This is a genomic window from Novosphingobium sp. (assembly GCF_036733805.1).
Classification (GTDB): domain Bacteria; phylum Pseudomonadota; class Alphaproteobacteria; order Sphingomonadales; family Sphingomonadaceae; genus Novosphingobium.
On the sequence record NZ_DAIMZT010000028.1, the window covers coordinates 1 to 15,893 of the forward strand.

Annotated in this window: 21 protein-coding genes and 1 tRNA gene; 3 read left to right on the top strand and 19 right to left on the bottom strand. The window is 62.3% G+C overall.

Annotation, left to right across the window (positions count from 1 at the left end; genetic code table 11):
* The 4 genes from V7D69_RS08415 to hemF all read right to left on the bottom strand — a co-directional run.
* A partial coding sequence (locus V7D69_RS08415; protein WP_333605565.1) for a tyrosine-type recombinase/integrase occupies window positions 1-790 on the bottom strand: 790 nt, incomplete at its 3' end.
* A gap of 182 nt (window positions 791-972) precedes the next feature.
* Window positions 973-1,063 (bottom strand) — tRNA-Ser (locus tag V7D69_RS08420).
* Window positions 1,064-1,240: 177 nt separating this feature from the next.
* Window positions 1,241-3,337, bottom strand: a complete 2,097-nt coding sequence (locus V7D69_RS08425) for a RelA/SpoT family protein (protein ID WP_324061162.1) — start codon at window positions 3,335-3,337, stop codon at window positions 1,241-1,243.
* Window positions 3,338-3,440: 103 nt separating this feature from the next.
* Window positions 3,441-4,304, bottom strand: a complete 864-nt coding sequence (hemF, locus tag V7D69_RS08430) for an oxygen-dependent coproporphyrinogen oxidase (protein ID WP_324061187.1) — start codon at window positions 4,302-4,304, stop codon at window positions 3,441-3,443.
* Between the two features lie 44 nt (window positions 4,305-4,348).
* Between hemF and pdeM the strand changes: the two genes are divergently transcribed.
* Together pdeM and infC are read left to right on the top strand one after the other, a co-directional pair.
* Complete coding sequence (pdeM, locus tag V7D69_RS08435; protein ID WP_333605566.1) at window positions 4,349-5,041, top strand: ligase-associated DNA damage response endonuclease PdeM; 693 nt, start codon at window positions 4,349-4,351, stop codon at window positions 5,039-5,041.
* Window positions 5,042-5,204: 163 nt separating this feature from the next.
* Window positions 5,205-5,726, top strand: coding sequence for a translation initiation factor IF-3 (infC, locus tag V7D69_RS08440; RefSeq protein WP_324061164.1), 522 nt, complete (start codon window positions 5,205-5,207; stop codon window positions 5,724-5,726).
* Window positions 5,727-5,885: 159 nt separating this feature from the next.
* Here infC and V7D69_RS08445 read toward each other — a convergent pair whose 3' ends face one another.
* From V7D69_RS08445 to hisB, 15 genes are all read right to left on the bottom strand, one after another.
* Complete coding sequence (locus tag V7D69_RS08445; protein WP_333605567.1) at window positions 5,886-6,419, bottom strand: J domain-containing protein; 534 nt, start codon at window positions 6,417-6,419, stop codon at window positions 5,886-5,888.
* A gap of 85 nt (window positions 6,420-6,504) precedes the next feature.
* Window positions 6,505-7,038, bottom strand: coding sequence for a peptidoglycan-associated lipoprotein Pal (gene pal / locus V7D69_RS08450; RefSeq protein WP_324061166.1), 534 nt, complete (start codon window positions 7,036-7,038; stop codon window positions 6,505-6,507).
* 95 nt (window positions 7,039-7,133) lie between these two features.
* Window positions 7,134-8,537, bottom strand: coding sequence for a Tol-Pal system beta propeller repeat protein TolB (gene tolB / locus V7D69_RS08455; protein WP_333605589.1), 1,404 nt, complete (start codon window positions 8,535-8,537; stop codon window positions 7,134-7,136).
* Window positions 8,537-9,430: a hypothetical protein gene (locus tag V7D69_RS08460; protein WP_333605568.1), complete on the bottom strand. Its 894-nt coding sequence runs from the start codon at window positions 9,428-9,430 to the stop codon at window positions 8,537-8,539. Before V7D69_RS08460 ends, tolB begins: the two co-directional genes overlap by 1 nt.
* A gap of 14 nt (window positions 9,431-9,444) precedes the next feature.
* Window positions 9,445-9,897 (bottom strand): ExbD/TolR family protein, encoded by a 453-nt coding sequence (locus V7D69_RS08465; RefSeq protein ID WP_324061168.1) that lies wholly within the window; start codon window positions 9,895-9,897, stop codon window positions 9,445-9,447.
* Window positions 9,897-10,607: a protein TolQ gene (gene tolQ, locus V7D69_RS08470; RefSeq protein WP_324061169.1), complete on the bottom strand. Its 711-nt coding sequence runs from the start codon at window positions 10,605-10,607 to the stop codon at window positions 9,897-9,899. The genes V7D69_RS08465 and tolQ overlap by 1 nt, the downstream gene beginning before the upstream one ends.
* Window positions 10,604-11,089, bottom strand: a complete 486-nt coding sequence (locus tag V7D69_RS08475) for a YbgC/FadM family acyl-CoA thioesterase (protein WP_333605569.1) — start codon at window positions 11,087-11,089, stop codon at window positions 10,604-10,606. Before V7D69_RS08475 ends, tolQ begins: the two co-directional genes overlap by 4 nt.
* A gap of 91 nt (window positions 11,090-11,180) precedes the next feature.
* Window positions 11,181-11,558: a histidine triad nucleotide-binding protein gene (locus V7D69_RS08480; protein WP_324061171.1), complete on the bottom strand. Its 378-nt coding sequence runs from the start codon at window positions 11,556-11,558 to the stop codon at window positions 11,181-11,183.
* A gap of 24 nt (window positions 11,559-11,582) precedes the next feature.
* Complete coding sequence (locus tag V7D69_RS08485; protein WP_324061172.1) at window positions 11,583-11,909, bottom strand: phosphoribosyl-ATP diphosphatase; 327 nt, start codon at window positions 11,907-11,909, stop codon at window positions 11,583-11,585.
* A 43-nt stretch (window positions 11,910-11,952) separates the two neighbouring features.
* On the bottom strand, window positions 11,953-12,123 hold the full coding sequence (locus V7D69_RS08490; RefSeq protein WP_333605570.1) for a PEP-CTERM sorting domain-containing protein: 171 nt from the start codon (window positions 12,121-12,123) through the stop codon (window positions 11,953-11,955).
* 124 nt (window positions 12,124-12,247) lie between these two features.
* Window positions 12,248-13,009, bottom strand: a complete 762-nt coding sequence (gene hisF / locus V7D69_RS08495; RefSeq protein ID WP_333605571.1) for an imidazole glycerol phosphate synthase subunit HisF — start codon at window positions 13,007-13,009, stop codon at window positions 12,248-12,250.
* Window positions 13,006-13,245, bottom strand: a complete 240-nt coding sequence (locus tag V7D69_RS08500) for a hypothetical protein (RefSeq protein WP_333605572.1) — start codon at window positions 13,243-13,245, stop codon at window positions 13,006-13,008. Before V7D69_RS08500 ends, hisF begins: the two co-directional genes overlap by 4 nt.
* On the bottom strand, window positions 13,245-13,973 hold the full coding sequence (gene hisA / locus V7D69_RS08505; protein ID WP_333605573.1) for a 1-(5-phosphoribosyl)-5-[(5-phosphoribosylamino)methylideneamino]imidazole-4-carboxamide isomerase: 729 nt from the start codon (window positions 13,971-13,973) through the stop codon (window positions 13,245-13,247). Before hisA ends, V7D69_RS08500 begins: the two co-directional genes overlap by 1 nt.
* A gap of 4 nt (window positions 13,974-13,977) precedes the next feature.
* Window positions 13,978-14,607 carry an imidazole glycerol phosphate synthase subunit HisH gene (gene hisH, locus V7D69_RS08510; protein ID WP_333605574.1) on the bottom strand — a complete coding sequence of 210 codons (630 nt, stop codon included), beginning with the start codon at window positions 14,605-14,607 and terminating at the stop codon, window positions 13,978-13,980.
* A gap of 9 nt (window positions 14,608-14,616) precedes the next feature.
* Entirely contained in the window at window positions 14,617-15,210 is a 594-nt protein-coding gene (gene hisB / locus V7D69_RS08515; protein ID WP_324061178.1) for an imidazoleglycerol-phosphate dehydratase HisB, read from the bottom strand.
* 150 nt (window positions 15,211-15,360) lie between these two features.
* Between hisB and V7D69_RS08520 the strand changes: the two genes are divergently transcribed.
* Window positions 15,361-15,864, top strand: a complete 504-nt coding sequence (locus tag V7D69_RS08520) for an SspB family protein (RefSeq protein ID WP_324061179.1) — start codon at window positions 15,361-15,363, stop codon at window positions 15,862-15,864.
* The last annotated feature ends 29 nt before the right edge of the window (window positions 15,865-15,893 follow it).

The window sequence follows — 15,893 nt, forward strand, 5'->3', positions numbered from 1 at the left end:
GATGGAGGTGTCCGCCACCGTCGAGATCCGCGAACTCATCCCAGCGCGCGCCGCGCAATTCGCTCGGCCGGACCGCCGTGAATGCCAGCAGGCGGAGCGCCAGTCGGGTGATTGGCCGGGCGTAATCCTCTTCGGCCGCGATGATCATTTTCCGCAAGGGGACAAGGTCGGTGATGGCGGGCTGGCGGCCCTTGCGTAGTGGCTTCAGGACCTTGCCCAACTTTTCGGCCGGATCGCTCTGCACGATCCCTTGAGCGATCCCGTAGACGAAGACCGCCGAGATCCGTTGCCGGATGCGCTTGGCGGTCTCGATCGATCCACGGGCCTCGACTTCCCGCAGCACGCCCAGCACGAGCGGCGGCGTCAGTTGCGCGATGGGCAGGGCGCCGATCGAGGGGAAGACGTCGCGCTCGAGGCTGCGGATGATATCGGCGGCGTGGATTTTGGCCCATTGCGCCTTGGCATTCTCGTGCCATTCGCGGGCAACACGCTCGAAAGTCTGCCGCCCTGCCTCGATATTCTCCTCGATCTTGAGCCTCTTCGCCACATTGGGGTCCCGGCCTTCGCAGAGGACCGAGTAGGCCTCGTCGCGCTTGCTGCGCGCATCGGCCAGCGAGACGAGCGGATAGGCACCGAAGGCCATGCTCTTCTGCTTGCCGTCATAATCGTAGTTCCAGCGCCAGAGCTTGCCGCCACTGGGGGTGACCAGCAGATAGAGGCGATTGGCGTCGGTGAGCTTATAGGGTTTGGCGCGCGGCTTGGCGGCGCGAACTTTCGCATCGGTCAGCAATGTCGGTCTCCTGAAAGTACCACGTTTTTCGACCGCGCGTGCCACGTTTTCGTACCTCCGATTCGCCGGATGGGCGCGAACGGGTACGGACGGCCGAGGCCGAACCGATCTGCTAAGTGTCAGATTTCAGGATAGAAAAGTCGATCCCAGTGGACTTTTACGGGCCCCTGCGGAGGGGCCGCTGGCGGAGCGGGAGGGATTCGAACCCTCGATACGCTTTTGACGTATACTCACTTTCCAGGCGAGCGCCTTCGACCACTCGGCCACCGCTCCGCATGCACTGGTAAGGGGCAGCGCCCTAGCGTGAGGCGCGGGGTTTCGCAAGTCGTCTGAGACGGCAAATCCCGCACGACGCGTAAATATTGGGCGAGCTCGGCCGCTCCGGTCGGATCGGCGGTTCTTATCGGGCGAAGGAGAGCGCCTGGCAGCGCGCCGGACAACGGAGTGCTATCAAATCCGCTTGGCCTCGGCGACGGCTTCGCTGGCGCGCAAGGCGCCGATGATGCGGGTCAAGTGCGCCAGGTCGTTGACCTCCAGGTCCACCTCGTAAGTGCCGAAGGGCTCGTCACGCTGGACCATTTGCAGGTTCGTTACGTTGGCGCGATTTCCGGCGAAGATCTGCGTCACTTCCGCCAGTGTGCCGGGGCGGTTGTAGAGCACCAGCTGCAGCCGGCCGATTGCGCCAGTGGTGCGTTCGCCCCAGGAAAGGTCCAGCCAGTCGGCGTCGATCCCGCTCGCCAGTGTGAGACAGTCGATGGTGTGCACCTCCACCTTATGATCGGGCCGACGTAGGCCAACGATGCGGTCGCCGGGGACCGGATGGCAGCATCCCGCAAGCTCAAAGCCCATGCCAGGCGTCAGGCCCCGAATCGAAATCGCCCGCTCGGTGCGGGTCCATTCAGGTTCGTCGGGCAGTTCCGCGGTGCTGCCGGGGACCAGAGCCTCCATCACTTGTCGATCCGTGAGACGCGCGGAGCCGATCGCGAACATGAGGTCTTCCTCGTCGCGCAGGTCCAACCTTCGCACCGCTGCCGCCAATGCCTTCTTGCCAATGCGCTGAGGGAGCCGGCCGACGATCTCTTCATAGAGCTTCGAGCCGATCTCGGCGACTTCCGCCCGTTCCTTTGCTCGGACCGCACGCCGGATCGCGGCGCGGGCCTTGCCGGTAACTACGAAGCCCAGCCAGGAAAGCTGCGGCTCGGAGCTCGCGCTCTTGATAACCTCCACGACATCGCCATTGATAAGCTGCGTGCGCAGCGGCACGTGCCGGCCATTGATCTTGGCGCCGACCGCCGCGTTGCCGAGATCGGTATGCACGGCGTAAGCGAAGTCAACCGCGGTCGACCCCTTGGGAAGCTGGTGTAAGGCCCCCTTGGGCGTGAAGGCGAAGATGCGGTCCTGATAGATCGCCAGCTTCGTATGTTCGAGCAGTTCCTCGGCATCGTGGCTGGCATCAACAATCTCGATCAGGTCGCGCAGCCAGCCGACCTGACCGTCCGGCCTTATTCCGCCCCCCTGTTTGTAAGCCCAATGCGCGGCGAGGCCGAACTCGTTGGTGCGATGCATCTCCTTGGTGCGGATTTGCACTTCCATGCGCATCGAGTTTTCATAGATCAGCGCGGTGTGAAGCGACTTGTAGCCGTTCGACTTGGGCGTGGAGATATAGTCCTTGAACCGGCCCGGAATCATCTGCCAGGTCTGATGCAGCACCCCCAGCGCGCGATAGCAGTCATCCGCCGTTCCGGTAAGCACACGGAAAGCCATGATGTCCGTGATCTGCTCGAAGGTGACATGGCGCTCGGCCATCTTCTTCCAGATCGAATAGGGATGCTTTTCTCGCCCGGTCACCTCGACGCTTACCCCGGCCTCGGCCAATGCCTGCTTGATGGCCAGCGCGATCGCATCGACCTGCCCGCCCTCCTGGCTGCGGATCTGCGCGAGACGGCCGGTGATCGTGGCATAGGCTTCCGGCTCAAGCTGCTCGAAAGCCAGAAGCTGCATTTCGCGCATATATTCGTACATGCCCACGCGCTCAGCGAGCGGGGCGTAGATATCCATGGTCTCGCGCGCAATACGCTGGCGTTTTTCGGGGTTCTTAATGAAATGCAGCGTGCGCATGTTATGCAAGCGATCCGCCAGCTTCACGAGCAGGACGCGCAAGTCCTCGCTCATCGCCAGCAGGAACTTGCGCAGATTTTCCGCCGCGCGCTCGCTTTCCGTCATCACCTCGATCTTGGAAAGCTTAGTGACCCCGTCCACCAGCCGGGCCACGTCCGTTCCGAACAGCTTCTCGATCTCCTCGATCGTGGCCAGCGTGTCCTCAACCGTATCGTGAAGCAGCGCCGTAACGATGGTCTGCTGATCCAGCTTCAGCTCGGTCATCAGACCGGCGACTTCCACCGGATGACTGAAATAGGGATCGCCGCTCGCGCGCTTTTGCGACCCGTGCTTCTGCACGGTATAGACATAGGCGCGATTCAGCAGCGCCTCATCAGCCTCGGGCGCATAATCCTTGACGCGTTCAACAAGTTCGTACTGGCGCAGCATACCTGCCTGTCATGTCAGGATTTGATGGGCCGCTACAAGTATAAAGCCTAATGGATGCAGATTTTGCAACCAAGGTGCGGCTCCGGAGCCTCGAACGGATGCATCAACTCCAGGTGGCCTCGGGCGGCAGGCTCATCAGGATGGCATCGATGTTGCCGCCAGTCTTCAGACCAAATAGCGTGCCGCGATCGTAGACCAGATTGAACTCCGCATAGCGCCCGCGCCATTCCAGCTGTCGCGCCTTGTCGGCCGGGCTGAAATCCATGCCCATGCGCCGCCGCACGAGGCGTGGGAAGACAGCCAGAAACGCCTCGCCCACCGCTTTGGTAAATGCGAAGTTGGCTTCCCAGGCGGCTTCGTCGGGGCATTCGAGATGGTCGTAAAAGATGCCCCCGACGCCGCGATGAACCTTGCGGTGGGGAATGTAGAAGTAATCATCGGCCCAAGTCTTGAAGCGATTGTAGTAGTCAGGGCCGTGGGCATCACAGGCCGCCTTGAACGCGGCATGAAATTCGGCGGTATCCTCATCGTAAGGCAACGGCGGATTGAGATCGGCGCCGCCGCCGAACCATGCCTTTGTAGTGGTCAGGAACCGAGTGTTCATATGAACCGCCGGCACATGGGGGTTGGCCATGTGAGCTACCAGACTGATGCCCGTTGCCGAAAAGGCGTTCTGCTCGGCCGAAGCGCCGTTAATGCTGGCGGCGAAATCCTTCGACAGACCTCCAGACACGGCCGAGATGTTGACGCCGACCTTTTCGAACACGCGGCCCTTCATCAGCCCGCGAGTGCCGCCGCCGGCGTCACCCTCTCCACCCTCCACCGCATCGCGTTGCCACGGTGTGTACTCGAACATGGCGGTGGAGCCGGCCTCACGCTCGATAGCTTCGAACTCGGCGCAGATCATATCGCGCAGGGTCCGAAACCATGCGCTGGCGCGGGCGGTATAAGGGATCCAATCAGTCATCATGCGCGCTTGCCAAATCGCACCGGCTGCGGCAAGGGAAAGCCATGGTTCCCTTTTCGTTCTGCGGACGCGAAATGCAACTTGTCCGCGGCATAGCCGGCGGACCCAACGCGCTGTTCTGGCCGGCCGAACAAGCGCTACTGGTAGCCGACCTGCATCTGGAAAAGGCCAGCTTCTTCGCACGCGAGGGACAGATGCTCCCTCCTTACGACAGTCGCGAGACGCTGGAGCGCCTGGCGACGGCAGTGCGGCTCACCGGCGCGCGGCGGGTCTTCGCTTTGGGGGACAACTTTCATGACAGCCTTGGTCCCGCCCGCCTTGATGATCGTGCGGCCGGAATGCTGGCCGCGCTCACTCGGGCGCTCGACTGGGTATGGATTATCGGCAATCATGATCCTCACCTGGGCGACAATGCCGACGGGATGCGGGTCGAAGAACTGGAGGTGGGCGGACTGTGGCTGCGGCACATGACTTGTGCGGGCGCCATGCAGCCGGAACTTTCGGGCCATTTCCATCCTCAGCTGGTGATCCGCGCTAGGGGCAGACGCATTGCTCGGCCCTGCGTGGTCCGCAGTGAAAACCGGCTGATTCTGCCCGCTTTCGGAGCATTTACGGGAGGGATGAATGCGGCCGATCCGGCGATCCTCTCGGCACTACAGCCGGCTACGGCGATAGACGCACTGGTGCCTGCGCACGGGGGACTTGTCACTTATCCCCTATGGCGCGCGGCGGCATGAATAACCATATGGCAGCCATCCCGCGCACGGCCGCCGGGTTATCCTATGAGAAACGCGCGAATCCTGCTTTGCGCAGACGCGCGTTTCGCATTAATGACCGCCGAATCCGAGCCAGAGACGATAACGATTCAGGAGAACGCTTATAGCACCCCCACCCCGGCGCATGATGGCGCCCCCGGTCAAGAGTGGACCGCGCTACAACCACTTGATCCAGTCCGACAAGGTCCGCGTCATCGATGAGAACGGGGAAAACCTTGGCGTGATGCATACGCGCCAGGCGATCGAGCAAGCTGCCGATGTAGGTCTTGATCTCGTTGAAGTCTCGCCCAATGCTGATCCGCCGGTGTGCAAGTTCCTGGATGTCGGCAAATTCCGATACGAAGCGCAGAAGAAGGCCAATGCCGCGCGCAAGTCGCAAAAGACGCAGGACATCAAAGAAATCAAGATGCGCCCGAACATCGACGATCACGATTACGATGTGAAGATGCGCAACATTCTCCGTTTCATCGAGGATGGAGACAAGGTGAAAGTTACCCTGCGCTTCCGGGGCCGCGAATTGTCGCACCAGCAACTGGGCATGGACCTGCTGAGGCGCGTACAGGAAGACGTGAACGAGGTCGCCAAGATCGAGGCTTATCCGCGCATGGAAGGCCGCCAGATGCTGATGGTGCTCGCCCCGAAGTAAAGGCGGGCCTCTCGTGGATGGTCGGGAAAATGGGGGCGTTCGGCCCCCATTTTCCTATTATGATGAGTGGTCCTCGTCATCGTCGTCATTGCCGACCCGACAGCAGCATTGCCAGATCGGGACCTTTCCATCGTGGTGGGAAAGCCTTATGCGAAGGGTTCAGCCCTTCCATTCCCGGCGATCTTCCGCCGCGCGGAGGACTTCGTAAGCCAGCTGATAAGTCTGGAACGCCTTGGCCGCTTCGGCATCGTTCGGCCGAACATCAGGGTGAACTTCCTTGGCCTTGGTGCGCCAGGCGCGGCGCACCGCGTCGAAATCGGCATCCGGGTCCAGGCCCAGAACTTCCAGAGCCCGCAATTCATCGCGGCTGCGCGTGCCGTCACCCGAACTGGTCCAGCCGTAATGAGCGGATTCGCGATAACCCGAAGCTTCCGATCGTTCCTCAGCCTCGCGCCGGGCGGCCTCCTCCGCATCGAGGCCCGCGAAATAGTCCCAGCCTGCATTATATTCCGCCGCGTGTTTCTGGCAAAAGTACCAGCGGTCAGGGCTGTTGGGGCTCTTGGGCGCGGGGCAGTCCCCCGGCTCATTGCAGCCATGCCGGTCGCAAATGCGTATCCGCGTCGCCTCGCGCGAGCTGCCATAGCCGCGCCAGCGCGGGAAACCCCAGTCCATGGATCGGCGTGCGCGGCTCATGCGAATGGCGATATGCTGCGAATCGAAGGCGATGCAACCCTTCGGACCGCCCGCCGCCGAATAATTCAGCGGCGAACCAATCGATTCAATCGATCGTGACCGTCACCGCGCGCCGGTTTTTCGCCCAAGCCTCTTCATTGGAGCCGAGCGCCACCGGGCGTTCCTTGCCGTAGCTGACAGTCGTCAGCCGCGAGACATCGACACCCAGACTGACGAGATAGTTCTTCGCGGCATTGGCTCGGCGCTCCCCCAGGGCGAGGTTGTATTCGCGCGTGCCGCGCTCATCACAATGCCCTTCAATGGTCGCGCGCTTCTGCGAATATTGCATCAGCCATTGCGCCTGCTTGGCAAGGGCGGCCTGGTCAGCCGAATCGATGTCGTATTTATCCGTGTCGAAATAGATGGTGTCGGAGCCCATCATCTTTGCCAGAAAATCGGCCTGGCTGCCCGCTGTCGGTCCCGTAGGCTCGGCAGTGGTGCTGCTGGTCGCCGGGCCGGGCTCCGGCGGCAACTGCTTGGGCGCATGAGTCTTGCATGCCGAGACCGCAAGCGCGCCGGCCGCCAGAAGCACGATCGCACCGCTTTTGGCGTTACGAGACATCGTCGAGGAAGAAGACATGACCTATCTCCAGTGCTGCTCGGCCACCAAGCAATGGCCGACTAAGGGGGAAGTTCCGTGCAATTGTTAACTCAGTCAACCTGAATGGTTGTTTATCATTGTCGCACCGGTCCCCACGCCGGGTCGGAGGCGCCCACGGGCGTCGGCAGCTTGCGTTCATTGCGGCCGGTCAGATCGACCTGCCAGATCGAGGCCGTACCCGAGTTCTGGGCGGTGCGGAAGAACTGCACGATCCGTCCGTTGGGCGACCATGTGGGCGCCTCGTCCTGCCAGGAATCCGTTAGATAGCGCATGTTCTGCCCGCTGGGTGTCATGACCGCTATGCGCAGGTTCCCGGCGATATGCGTGAAGGCGATCTGATCGCCACGCGGGCTCCATTCGGGCGTTGCCGAGCGCCCTCCGAAGAAGCTGATGCGATGCTGATTCGAACCATCCGCGTTCATCACGTAAATCTGCTGAGATCCCGAACGGTCGCTTTCGAACACGATCTGGCCGCCATCGGGCGAGAAGCTGCCGCCGATATCGATGCCGGGGCTGTCCGTAAGCTTTTGCGCCTGCCCACCGACGGAAGGAATCTTGTAAATGTCCGTATTGCCCGCGATGGCCATGGAATAGAGCACCCACTTCCCGTCCGGCGACCAGCGCGGCGCGAAAGTGGGATTCTTGCTGCGGACGAGCAGCCTTTGCGTATCCGTGGCAAGATCATAGATATAGATGCTCGGCTCTCCATTCAGGAAGGAGAGGTAAAGTATCTTCGAGTAATCCGGCGAATAACGCGGCGTCAGCGCCGTGGCCTGGCCGCTGGTGAGATAACGCATGTTAGCGCCATCCGAATCCATCACTGCCAGCCGCTTCATGCGATGACCCTTGGGGCCCGTCTCGGCGATATAGGCGATGCGAGAATCGAAGAACGGACTTTCGCCGGACAGGCGCGAATACACCATGTCGGCACACTTGTGCGCAGCCCGCCGCCAATCGCCGGGGCTCACCTGCCAGCCGGCCTTGGCCAGCTGCTGCTTGAGCTTCACATCGTAAAGATAACAGCCCACGGTTAGATTGCCGTCGCCACCAGCGCGCACATATCCTTGCACCAGCATATCCGCGTTGCGTGTGGCCCAGGTGCCATAATCCGGCGTCTGCACTTGCGCAAAGGCCGGCTGCGGCAAGCCGTCGGGCCCTGACGGCTTGAACAATCCGTTGTTCTTAAGGTCAGAGGCCACCACGGCGGACAGCGCGCGCCCCAGCGCAGCGGTCGAGCCGGCATTCGTCTGAGTAGGCACGTCCGCGTCCGTGGCGAAGGTGGTGATGGCAATGCCAAGGTCCTGCCACGCGGCATCGGCGGAAACCGATCCGGTAAGGCCACCCTCGTCGGCGTTCAGCCCTTGATCGGCCTGCGGGGTGGGACCGGCGACCGGCGCGGGCGATGCATCCTGCGCAGCGGCCGGAACAGCGGCGGTCAAGGCAAGAGCCAGAACGAAGGGAAGCGAACGAGATGTCATCATTGCGCAAGCCTCAAGTCAAAGCGGAATGAAGAAACGCGCTTCCACGCGTCGTAATATTCCGGAGGAAGGTTGAAAGGCGAAGCCAGTTGCACGGCTCGGATCGCCTGTTCGGCGTGACGATTGGCCTGCGCCGAGTTGGCGGGCGTGATACCGGTCTGGCGCACCACTTGCGGTCGCCCTGCCAGGCTGCCGTCACGATTAAGGTTGAAAGAAAGGATCGTCACCAACTGATCGGCTTCAGCCCCATCCGGCGGATTCCAGTGCGGCTTTAGCTGGCGCGTGATCGCCGCCGAGAGCGCGGAGCGGACCTCCGGGCCGACTTGCGCGGCGGGCGTCCCCTTGCCGGAGTCCGACTTCGCGCCGGGAATGCCATTCTTGAAAGCATCGGCGAATGAACTGCTGCCGGGTTTTCTGGGCTGGCTGGCGTTCTTACTCGATGTCGATGAGATGCTCGGCCGATTGGGCTTCGCGAGAATATCATCGATCGCGCTGGCTCTTCGGTCTGGCTGCACCTTGGCCGGCGGCTTTTCCGCCAGGCGCGGGACGGCCTTAACCGCAGGTTTCAACGCCGGCCGGGGTTGCGGTGGCTCGATCACGCGCGGCTTGGGCTCAGGCGGCAACGACGCGGGCGCAGGCGCGATTTCCGGTACAAGCGCGGGAGCCGGCTGTCCTTGTTGCGGACCGCGATCGGGCGCTGCCTGGCTCAGCGGATCAGGTGAGGTAGATGTTTTTCCAACCTCGTCACTAATGGTCACTTCGATGCGTTCGGGCGGCTTGACCACGATGTGATGCGGCGGACGGAACAGCAGCGCCGCCAGCACGGCCGCGTGCAACGCAACCGCGACGACAAGGCCGATACCTTCTTCCCTGCGCAGACCAGTGGAAGCCATCCGTCGTTCCTACCTCATCCGCCTGAACCGCTGCTGACATCCGTCACCAGCGAGATCGACGTAAAGCCCGCACGGTTCAGTTCCCCCATCACCTCCATCACGCGGCCGTAATCCAGCGCCTTATCCGCGCGCAGCGTCACCAGTGGCGGCTTGCCGCCTGGGCCAGGCGGCACCGAAGCCAGCCGGTCCGCCAGTTCGCCGGGCGCCAACGGCACGGTTTCAAAGTATATGGTGCCGTCGCGACGAAGAGTGATCGTAACCTCGTTCGCTTCCTCGCTCATAGCTTTAGCGCGGCTTTGCGGCAGCTCGATCGGCACGGCCGCCTTAAGCAGCGGCGCGGTGACCATGAAGATGATAAGCAGCACCAGCATCACGTCCACCAGCGGGGTGACGTTGATTTCCGCCATCGGCGCACGGCTGCGTCCGCCGCGTCGGCCACCGCCCGAAGAGTGAAGGCCCATCGCCATCAGTGCGCTTCCAGCTGACGGGTCAGCGCCGCGTGAAGCTTGTCGGCAAAGCGCTGCAACCGCGCCTCGAACGCATTTACCCGGTGCGAGAAACGATTGTAGGCGATGACCGCCGGAATTGCGGCGAACAGGCCGATGGCAGTCGCGAACAACGCTTCCGAAATACCGGGGGCGACCACCGCCAGCGAGGAGTTCTGCTGCTGGCCGATCTGGAAGAAGCTGTTCATGATGCCCCAGACGGTGCCGAACAGACCCACGAACGGCGCCACCGACCCGACCGTCGCCAGAAAGTTCAGGCGGGCCGCCAGATTGTCCGCCTCTTCGCCCACGGCCGAATTCATGGCCATGCCGATGCGCTGGCGCGCGCCCTCGGGATCAAAGGTTTTGAGCGAGGCGTTGCGCCGCCATTCAGACAGCCCCGCGCCCGCCACTTTCCCCATCGGCACATCTCCTCGGCGCCGTTCCTTCTGATAAGTCTCGAAATTATGCGCTTCCCAAAATCCTTCCTCGTACTCTTTGCACCGGCGCGCGACGCTGCCCATGCGCAGCATGAAGGTGACGATGATGGTCCAGACCCAGATGCTCGCCAGGATCAGCCCCATCATGATGGCCTGCACCACGATGTCCGCATCGAGGAACAGCTTGACCGGATTGAGGCGGCCCGGCTCACCGGCGAAGTTGAGAGTGTAAGCAAGCAGGTCGAGAGTCATTCTTGTCCTTCCAGGCCGCTTCCAGGGCCAGAACCAGGTGATACGGCGAGCAGTGCAAATGCGTCCCGCCAGGCGGCCGGTTGCCGGCGCGGTCGTCCGTCAGGGCCGATGAACGCCACCTTTACGGTCGCTTCCGCCAGGCGGACGTCTCCACGCAAGACGGCCTGATGCAGCGTGCAACTGCCCCCGCCGACGTGAAGGGCCGTGGTCTCGATCCGCACGGCATCGCCGAGCCTTGCCGGCGAGAGATAGCGGATCGCCAGTTCGGCAACCGTATAAACCCCCTCTCCCCGGTCCAGCGCGCCGCGCTGGTCAATGCCCAGCAGTTCGACAAGATCGGAGCGGGCCCGTTCAAACCAGCGCAAGTAATTCGCGTGATAGACCACGCCCCCCGCGTCCGTATCTTCATAGAACACGCGCAGGGCATAGAGGTGAGCGCCACCCTCGATCACGCCGCTTTGGGGTTGAGGAAAAGTCGTCATGCGGGGCGAGGTGTAACCGGCCAGGGCCGCGCTGCAAACCCGTTGCCGGCTCGCGCTGCGCCTTTCGTCGGTAAATTTCCGGTAAATCGCCTTAATCGGGGATCATCTGGAAAAACTGACGCCCGCCAAAGATGTGAACATGCAAGTGAGGAACTTCCTGATGCCCGGCGGCGCCCATGTTGACCAGCAGGCGATAACCCGGTCCGTCCAGATCAAGCTCACGCGTGACTTTGCCCACCGCCCGCATGAACCCGGCGATTTCGCTGTCGGACGCCTTCAAAGTGAAATCGTCCCAGGACACATATGTCCCCTTGGGCAAGACCAGAACGTGGACCGGCGCTTGCGGGCGAATGTCATGAAAGGCGATCGCGTAATCGTCTTCGTAGACCTTGTTGCACGGTAGCTCTCCACGCAGAATCTTCGCGAAGACGTTATTCTCATCATATGGCAGCTTGGGATCGATCGGCATCGGTCTCTCCGGTCAAAACAGCAATCAGTCGACGGCGCGGGCCGCCTTCTCGGCTATGCCGGACGTCCCTTCGCGGCGATCAAGTTCGGCCAGGACATCGGCCAGCGGCACGCCTTTCGCGCCGAGCAGGACCATAAGATGGAACAGCAGGTCGGCCGCTTCGCCCACCAGCGCCGCGCGATCCTGAGTCAGCGCGGCGATCACTGTCTCCGTCGCCTCTTCGCCCAGCTTCTGCGCGATCTTGCCCGGTCCCTTGGCGTTCAAGCGCGCGACATAACTCGATTCGGGGTCAGCGCCCCGTCGTGCGGCGATCGTGGCCTCAAGCCGAGCGAGAGTATCGGGACTGGTCATCTCCCGCTTGCCATGCGGCGCGCGAGCGGCGCGGTCAAGCCTCCTAGTCCTGCGGGTCCTTCGAGGAAAGCCGTCGGCCGACAATCACGCCGACCACGCCTACGCCAAGCAGGAACAGGCTGTTCGGCTCTGGCAGCGGCAGGCCCGCGGACGCAGAGGCCGGAGCTGCCAAAAATGCCGGAATCAAAGCCGGCCAGTACCTGAAGGGAAGCACGGGGGGCTCCTCTGCGAGTCGAAACTTCGCCGGAACCATCCTTCGATCGAAAGACCGCAGCAAGGACGACGGCGTGCCTGTCCCGATACGGATCAGACGCGAGAAACCGTGTTCCGCCGGAAACTTACCCGCGCGCGGGCAAGCCTGCAGAGCGCAAGGCAGCGTGCGCTTCCGCGATCGAATGCTTCCCGAAATGAAAGATCGATGCCGCCAGCACGGCGCTGGCATGTCCTTGCGTTACCCCTGCCACCAGATGGTCCAGCGTACCCACCCCGCCCGAAGCGATCACCGGCACGGAAACGGAATCGGCAATCGCGCGGGTCAGTTCAAGATCGTAGCCATTCTGCGTGCCGTCACCGTCCATCGAAGTGACCAGGAGTTCTCCGGCGCCGTAGTCGGCCAGCTTCACCGCATGTTCCAATGCATCGATGCCGGTCGCCTTGCGGCCGCCGTGGGTGAATATCTCCCATTTTCCCGGCGCAGTCCGGCGGGCATCGACCGAGGCGACGATGCATTGCGATCCGAACTTTTCGGCAATGTCTGCCACCACTTCGGGTCGCGCCACAGCGGCCGAATTGACCGCAACTTTGTCAGCCCCCGCCAGGAGCAAAGCCCGCGCATCTTCCGCCGTGCGGACACCGCCGCCGACCGTCAACGGCATGAAGCAGACCTCCGCCGTGCGCTGGACGATGTCCAGCAAGGTCCCCCTCGCCTCATGGCTGGCGGTGATGTCAAGGAAACACAACTCATCCGCCCCGGCCATGTCATAGGCGCGCGCCTGCTCCACCGGGTCACCGGCGTCCTTGAGATCTACGAAGTTCACGCCTTTGACCACGCGGCCATTGGCAACGTCGAGACAAGGAATGACGCGAACGCGGACGGTCATGACTTCACCATCAGTATAATGCCGCCAAACATCAGCAGAGCGAGCAAAAGGGTATTGAAAGCAATATAGGCCCGGAAACGCGCGGAATGCGATTCACGCCTGGCCAAAGCCGAACTGCGCATGCGGCTGAAAAAAATCAGCCGTACCGTGCCCTCCCGATAATCGCTCCATGCCCATGCCCAGCCCGGCAGCGTGACCAGCAGCATCATCAGCCCAACAGCCTGGTCCTCAGTCATCACTCCCGCTCGGCAATGGCGATCGCGGCGGCAAGATCCAGTCGACCGTCATAAAGCGCGCGCCCGGTAATCACCCCCTCGATCCCGTCGCGCGCGTGCAGCGCCAGCATCCGGATGTCGTCAAGGCCCTTGACGCCGCCCGAGGCGATCACCGGCAGCTCGGTCTGACGGGCCAGATCCACCGTCGCGTCGATGTTGCAGCCCTTGAGCAAGCCGTCCCGGCCGATGTCCGTGAACAGCAGGCTGGCGACGCCCGCATCCTCGAACCGGCGGGCCATATCAACGATCGAGACGTCCGAGACTTCGGCCCAGCCCTCGGTCGCCACCATGCCGTCACGCGCGTCGACGGCGACGACGATGCCGCCGGGATATTCCTTCGCCATGTCCTTGACGAACTGGGGGTCCTTGAGCGCCGCGGTGCCCATGACCACGCGGCTGACGCCCAGGTCGAACCAGCCGGCAACCGCCTCTGGCGTACGGATACCGCCACCGAGTTGAACATGGCCGGGAAATACGTCGAGTATCGCCTCCACAGCCTCGCGATTTTCGGCGCGCCCGGCGAACGAGCCGTCGAGATCGACGACGTGGAGGAACTGCGATCCCGCCTCGGAAAAGAGCATCGCCTGCGCCGCCGGATTGTCCCCATAAACGGTGGCGCGGGCCATGTCGCCTTCGGCAAGCCGCACGACCTGGCCCTGCTTGAGGTCTATGGCGGGAAATACGATCATGGTCTTACGGCTTCCATTCGAGGAAACGAGAAAGGAGCGATAGCCCGTAGTCCTGGCTCTTTTCCGGGTGAAACTGCACGCCCACCACATTGTCTCTACCTACTGCAGCGACCAGACCACCGCCGTGATCGGTCATCGCTGCCACAGCGCGGCCATCGTCAGGCGCAAAGTGATAGGAATGCAGAAAATATGCCTCGCCCGCCTCGATCAGACCGCCCGCCGGATCATGCCGACCCAGCGCCACGTCGTTCCAGCCCATATGCGGAATCTTGATCGCCGGATCGGTGCGCTCAATCAGGCACACTTCGCCGGCGATCCAGTCAAGCCCCTGTGTGACGCCGTGCTCCAGCCCTCTCGTCGCCAGAAGCTGCATGCCCACGCAAATGCCCAGAAATGGCGCACCGCCGACCTGGACACGCTCGGTCATCGCTTCAACCATGCCGGGGATGCCCCAAAGCCCTTCCGCGCAGGCGCGGAATGAGCCGACGCCGGGCAGTACAACGCGGTCGGCCGCCCGCACTACGTCAGGATCGGCGGTGACCGCGACGTTGGGCGCACCGGCCGCCTTCAGCGCATTGGCCACCGAGTGAAGGTTCCCGGCGCCATAGTCGATCAGGGCAAGGACTTCCGTCATATACCCGCCTCAGCCTCCAAGCTGGCCCTTGGTCGAAGGGATCGCCCCGCCCTTACGCGGATCAAGCTCGACAGCGCTCCGCATAGCGCGGGCAAAGCCCTTGAAGATGCCTTCGCAGATATGGTGATTGTTAGTGCCGTAGAGCAACTCGATATGCAGGGTTATCCCGACGGCCTGCGAAATCGAATGGAACCAGTGCTCGACCAGTTCAGTGTCAAGCTCGCCCAGTTTTTCCTGGGTGAAGCCGGCTTTCCACACGAGGTAAGGCCGGCCCGAAATATCGAGCGCGACACGCACCAGCGTTTCGTCCATCGGCGAATAGGACTGGCCGTAGCGGCCAATCCCCGCTTTGTCGCCCAGCGCCTGCGAAATGGCCTGGCCGATGGCGATGGCGCTGTCTTCCGTGGTGTGGTGCTGATCGACGTGCAGATCGCCCCTGATACGGCACCTGATGTCTATCAGCGAATGACGGGAAAACTGCTCGATCATATGATCGAGAAACCCGATCCCGGTCGAAATGTCGTAGGCGCCGGTCCCGTCGAGATTCACCTCGACGGCAATGTCGGTCTCATGGGTTTTGCGGGCAATGGAAGCTGTGCGCATGGCATGCGCCTATAGACCCGTGCGTGCGGGAATCAATTGCGCGCAGCAATGCGATGGCGTGGGGATTTCCTTGGTAAAACCCACGGTCGGCGATAAAATCGCCTCCGGGATGGGTTGACCGTCCCGTTAACGATGCGCACCTAGAGTGCGATGAACGATACAACGCCAGACAGCCTGATCCCTTACGATGAAATCGTGCAGGAAGCCCTGCGCGCGGTGGTGGGGCGCGTCCTCGGCCAGGTGGAGGCCACTAACGGCACTCTTCCGGGCAATCACCATTTCTACATTACGTTCAAGACGGGCGCCCCCGGCGTAAGTATTCCGGCGGACTTGAAAGCCCGCTTTCCCGATGAGATGACGATCGTCCTGCAGAACAAATTCTGGGACCTGGTTGTCTCGGATACGGGCTTTACCGTCAGCCTGAGTTTCAATCAGGTGCCGGCCAAGCTGAACATTCCGTTCTCGGCCATAACCGCATTCGTCGATCCGGCGGTCGACTTCGGGCTGCAATTCCAGGCCATGGCGGACCACGACGGCGATGGACCTTCCGGTCCGGCGGGCAATGACGCGGAGGAACGGGACGTGGTCTCGCGCATTACGCCCAGCGAGGATGGCTCCAATGTGGTCTCGGTGGACTTCGGCAAGAAAAAGTGAACCGCCAACCCCCTCCGATCGGAAGGATG

Excerpts from the sequence above, each read along its gene's own strand:
- V7D69_RS08480 (WP_324061171.1), bottom strand. The coding sequence starts at position 11,558 with ATGCCGATCGATCCCAAGCTGCCATATGATGAGAATAACGTCTTCGCG.
- hisH (WP_333605574.1), bottom strand. The coding sequence starts at position 14,607 with ATGACGGAAGTCCTTGCCCTGATCGACTATGGCGCCGGGAACCTTCAC.
- V7D69_RS08500 (WP_333605572.1), bottom strand. The coding sequence starts at position 13,245 with ATGACTGAGGACCAGGCTGTTGGGCTGATGATGCTGCTGGTCACGCTG.
- hisB (WP_324061178.1), bottom strand. The coding sequence starts at position 15,210 with ATGCGCACAGCTTCCATTGCCCGCAAAACCCATGAGACCGACATTGCC.
- pdeM (WP_333605566.1), top strand. The coding sequence starts at position 4,349 with ATGGTTCCCTTTTCGTTCTGCGGACGCGAAATGCAACTTGTCCGCGGC.
- V7D69_RS08475 (WP_333605569.1), bottom strand. The coding sequence starts at position 11,089 with ATGACGACTTTTCCTCAACCCCAAAGCGGCGTGATCGAGGGTGGCGCT.
- hemF (WP_324061187.1), bottom strand. The coding sequence starts at position 4,304 with ATGACTGATTGGATCCCTTATACCGCCCGCGCCAGCGCATGGTTTCGG.
- V7D69_RS08485 (WP_324061172.1), bottom strand. The coding sequence starts at position 11,909 with ATGACCAGTCCCGATACTCTCGCTCGGCTTGAGGCCACGATCGCCGCA.
- V7D69_RS08445 (WP_333605567.1), bottom strand. The coding sequence starts at position 6,419 with ATGAGCCGCGCACGCCGATCCATGGACTGGGGTTTCCCGCGCTGGCGC.
- hisF (WP_333605571.1), bottom strand. The coding sequence starts at position 13,009 with ATGACCGTCCGCGTTCGCGTCATTCCTTGTCTCGACGTTGCCAATGGC.
- V7D69_RS08425 (WP_324061162.1), bottom strand. The coding sequence starts at position 3,337 with ATGCTGCGCCAGTACGAACTTGTTGAACGCGTCAAGGATTATGCGCCC.
- tolB (WP_333605589.1), bottom strand. The coding sequence starts at position 8,537 with ATGACATCTCGTTCGCTTCCCTTCGTTCTGGCTCTTGCCTTGACCGCC.
- tolQ (WP_324061169.1), bottom strand. The coding sequence starts at position 10,607 with ATGACTCTCGACCTGCTTGCTTACACTCTCAACTTCGCCGGTGAGCCG.
- infC (WP_324061164.1), top strand. The coding sequence starts at position 5,205 with ATGATGGCGCCCCCGGTCAAGAGTGGACCGCGCTACAACCACTTGATC.
- V7D69_RS08520 (WP_324061179.1), top strand. The coding sequence starts at position 15,361 with ATGAACGATACAACGCCAGACAGCCTGATCCCTTACGATGAAATCGTG.
- V7D69_RS08460 (WP_333605568.1), bottom strand. The coding sequence starts at position 9,430 with ATGGCTTCCACTGGTCTGCGCAGGGAAGAAGGTATCGGCCTTGTCGTC.
- V7D69_RS08465 (WP_324061168.1), bottom strand. The coding sequence starts at position 9,897 with ATGGCGATGGGCCTTCACTCTTCGGGCGGTGGCCGACGCGGCGGACGC.
- hisA (WP_333605573.1), bottom strand. The coding sequence starts at position 13,973 with ATGATCGTATTTCCCGCCATAGACCTCAAGCAGGGCCAGGTCGTGCGG.
- pal (WP_324061166.1), bottom strand. The coding sequence starts at position 7,038 with ATGTCTTCTTCCTCGACGATGTCTCGTAACGCCAAAAGCGGTGCGATC.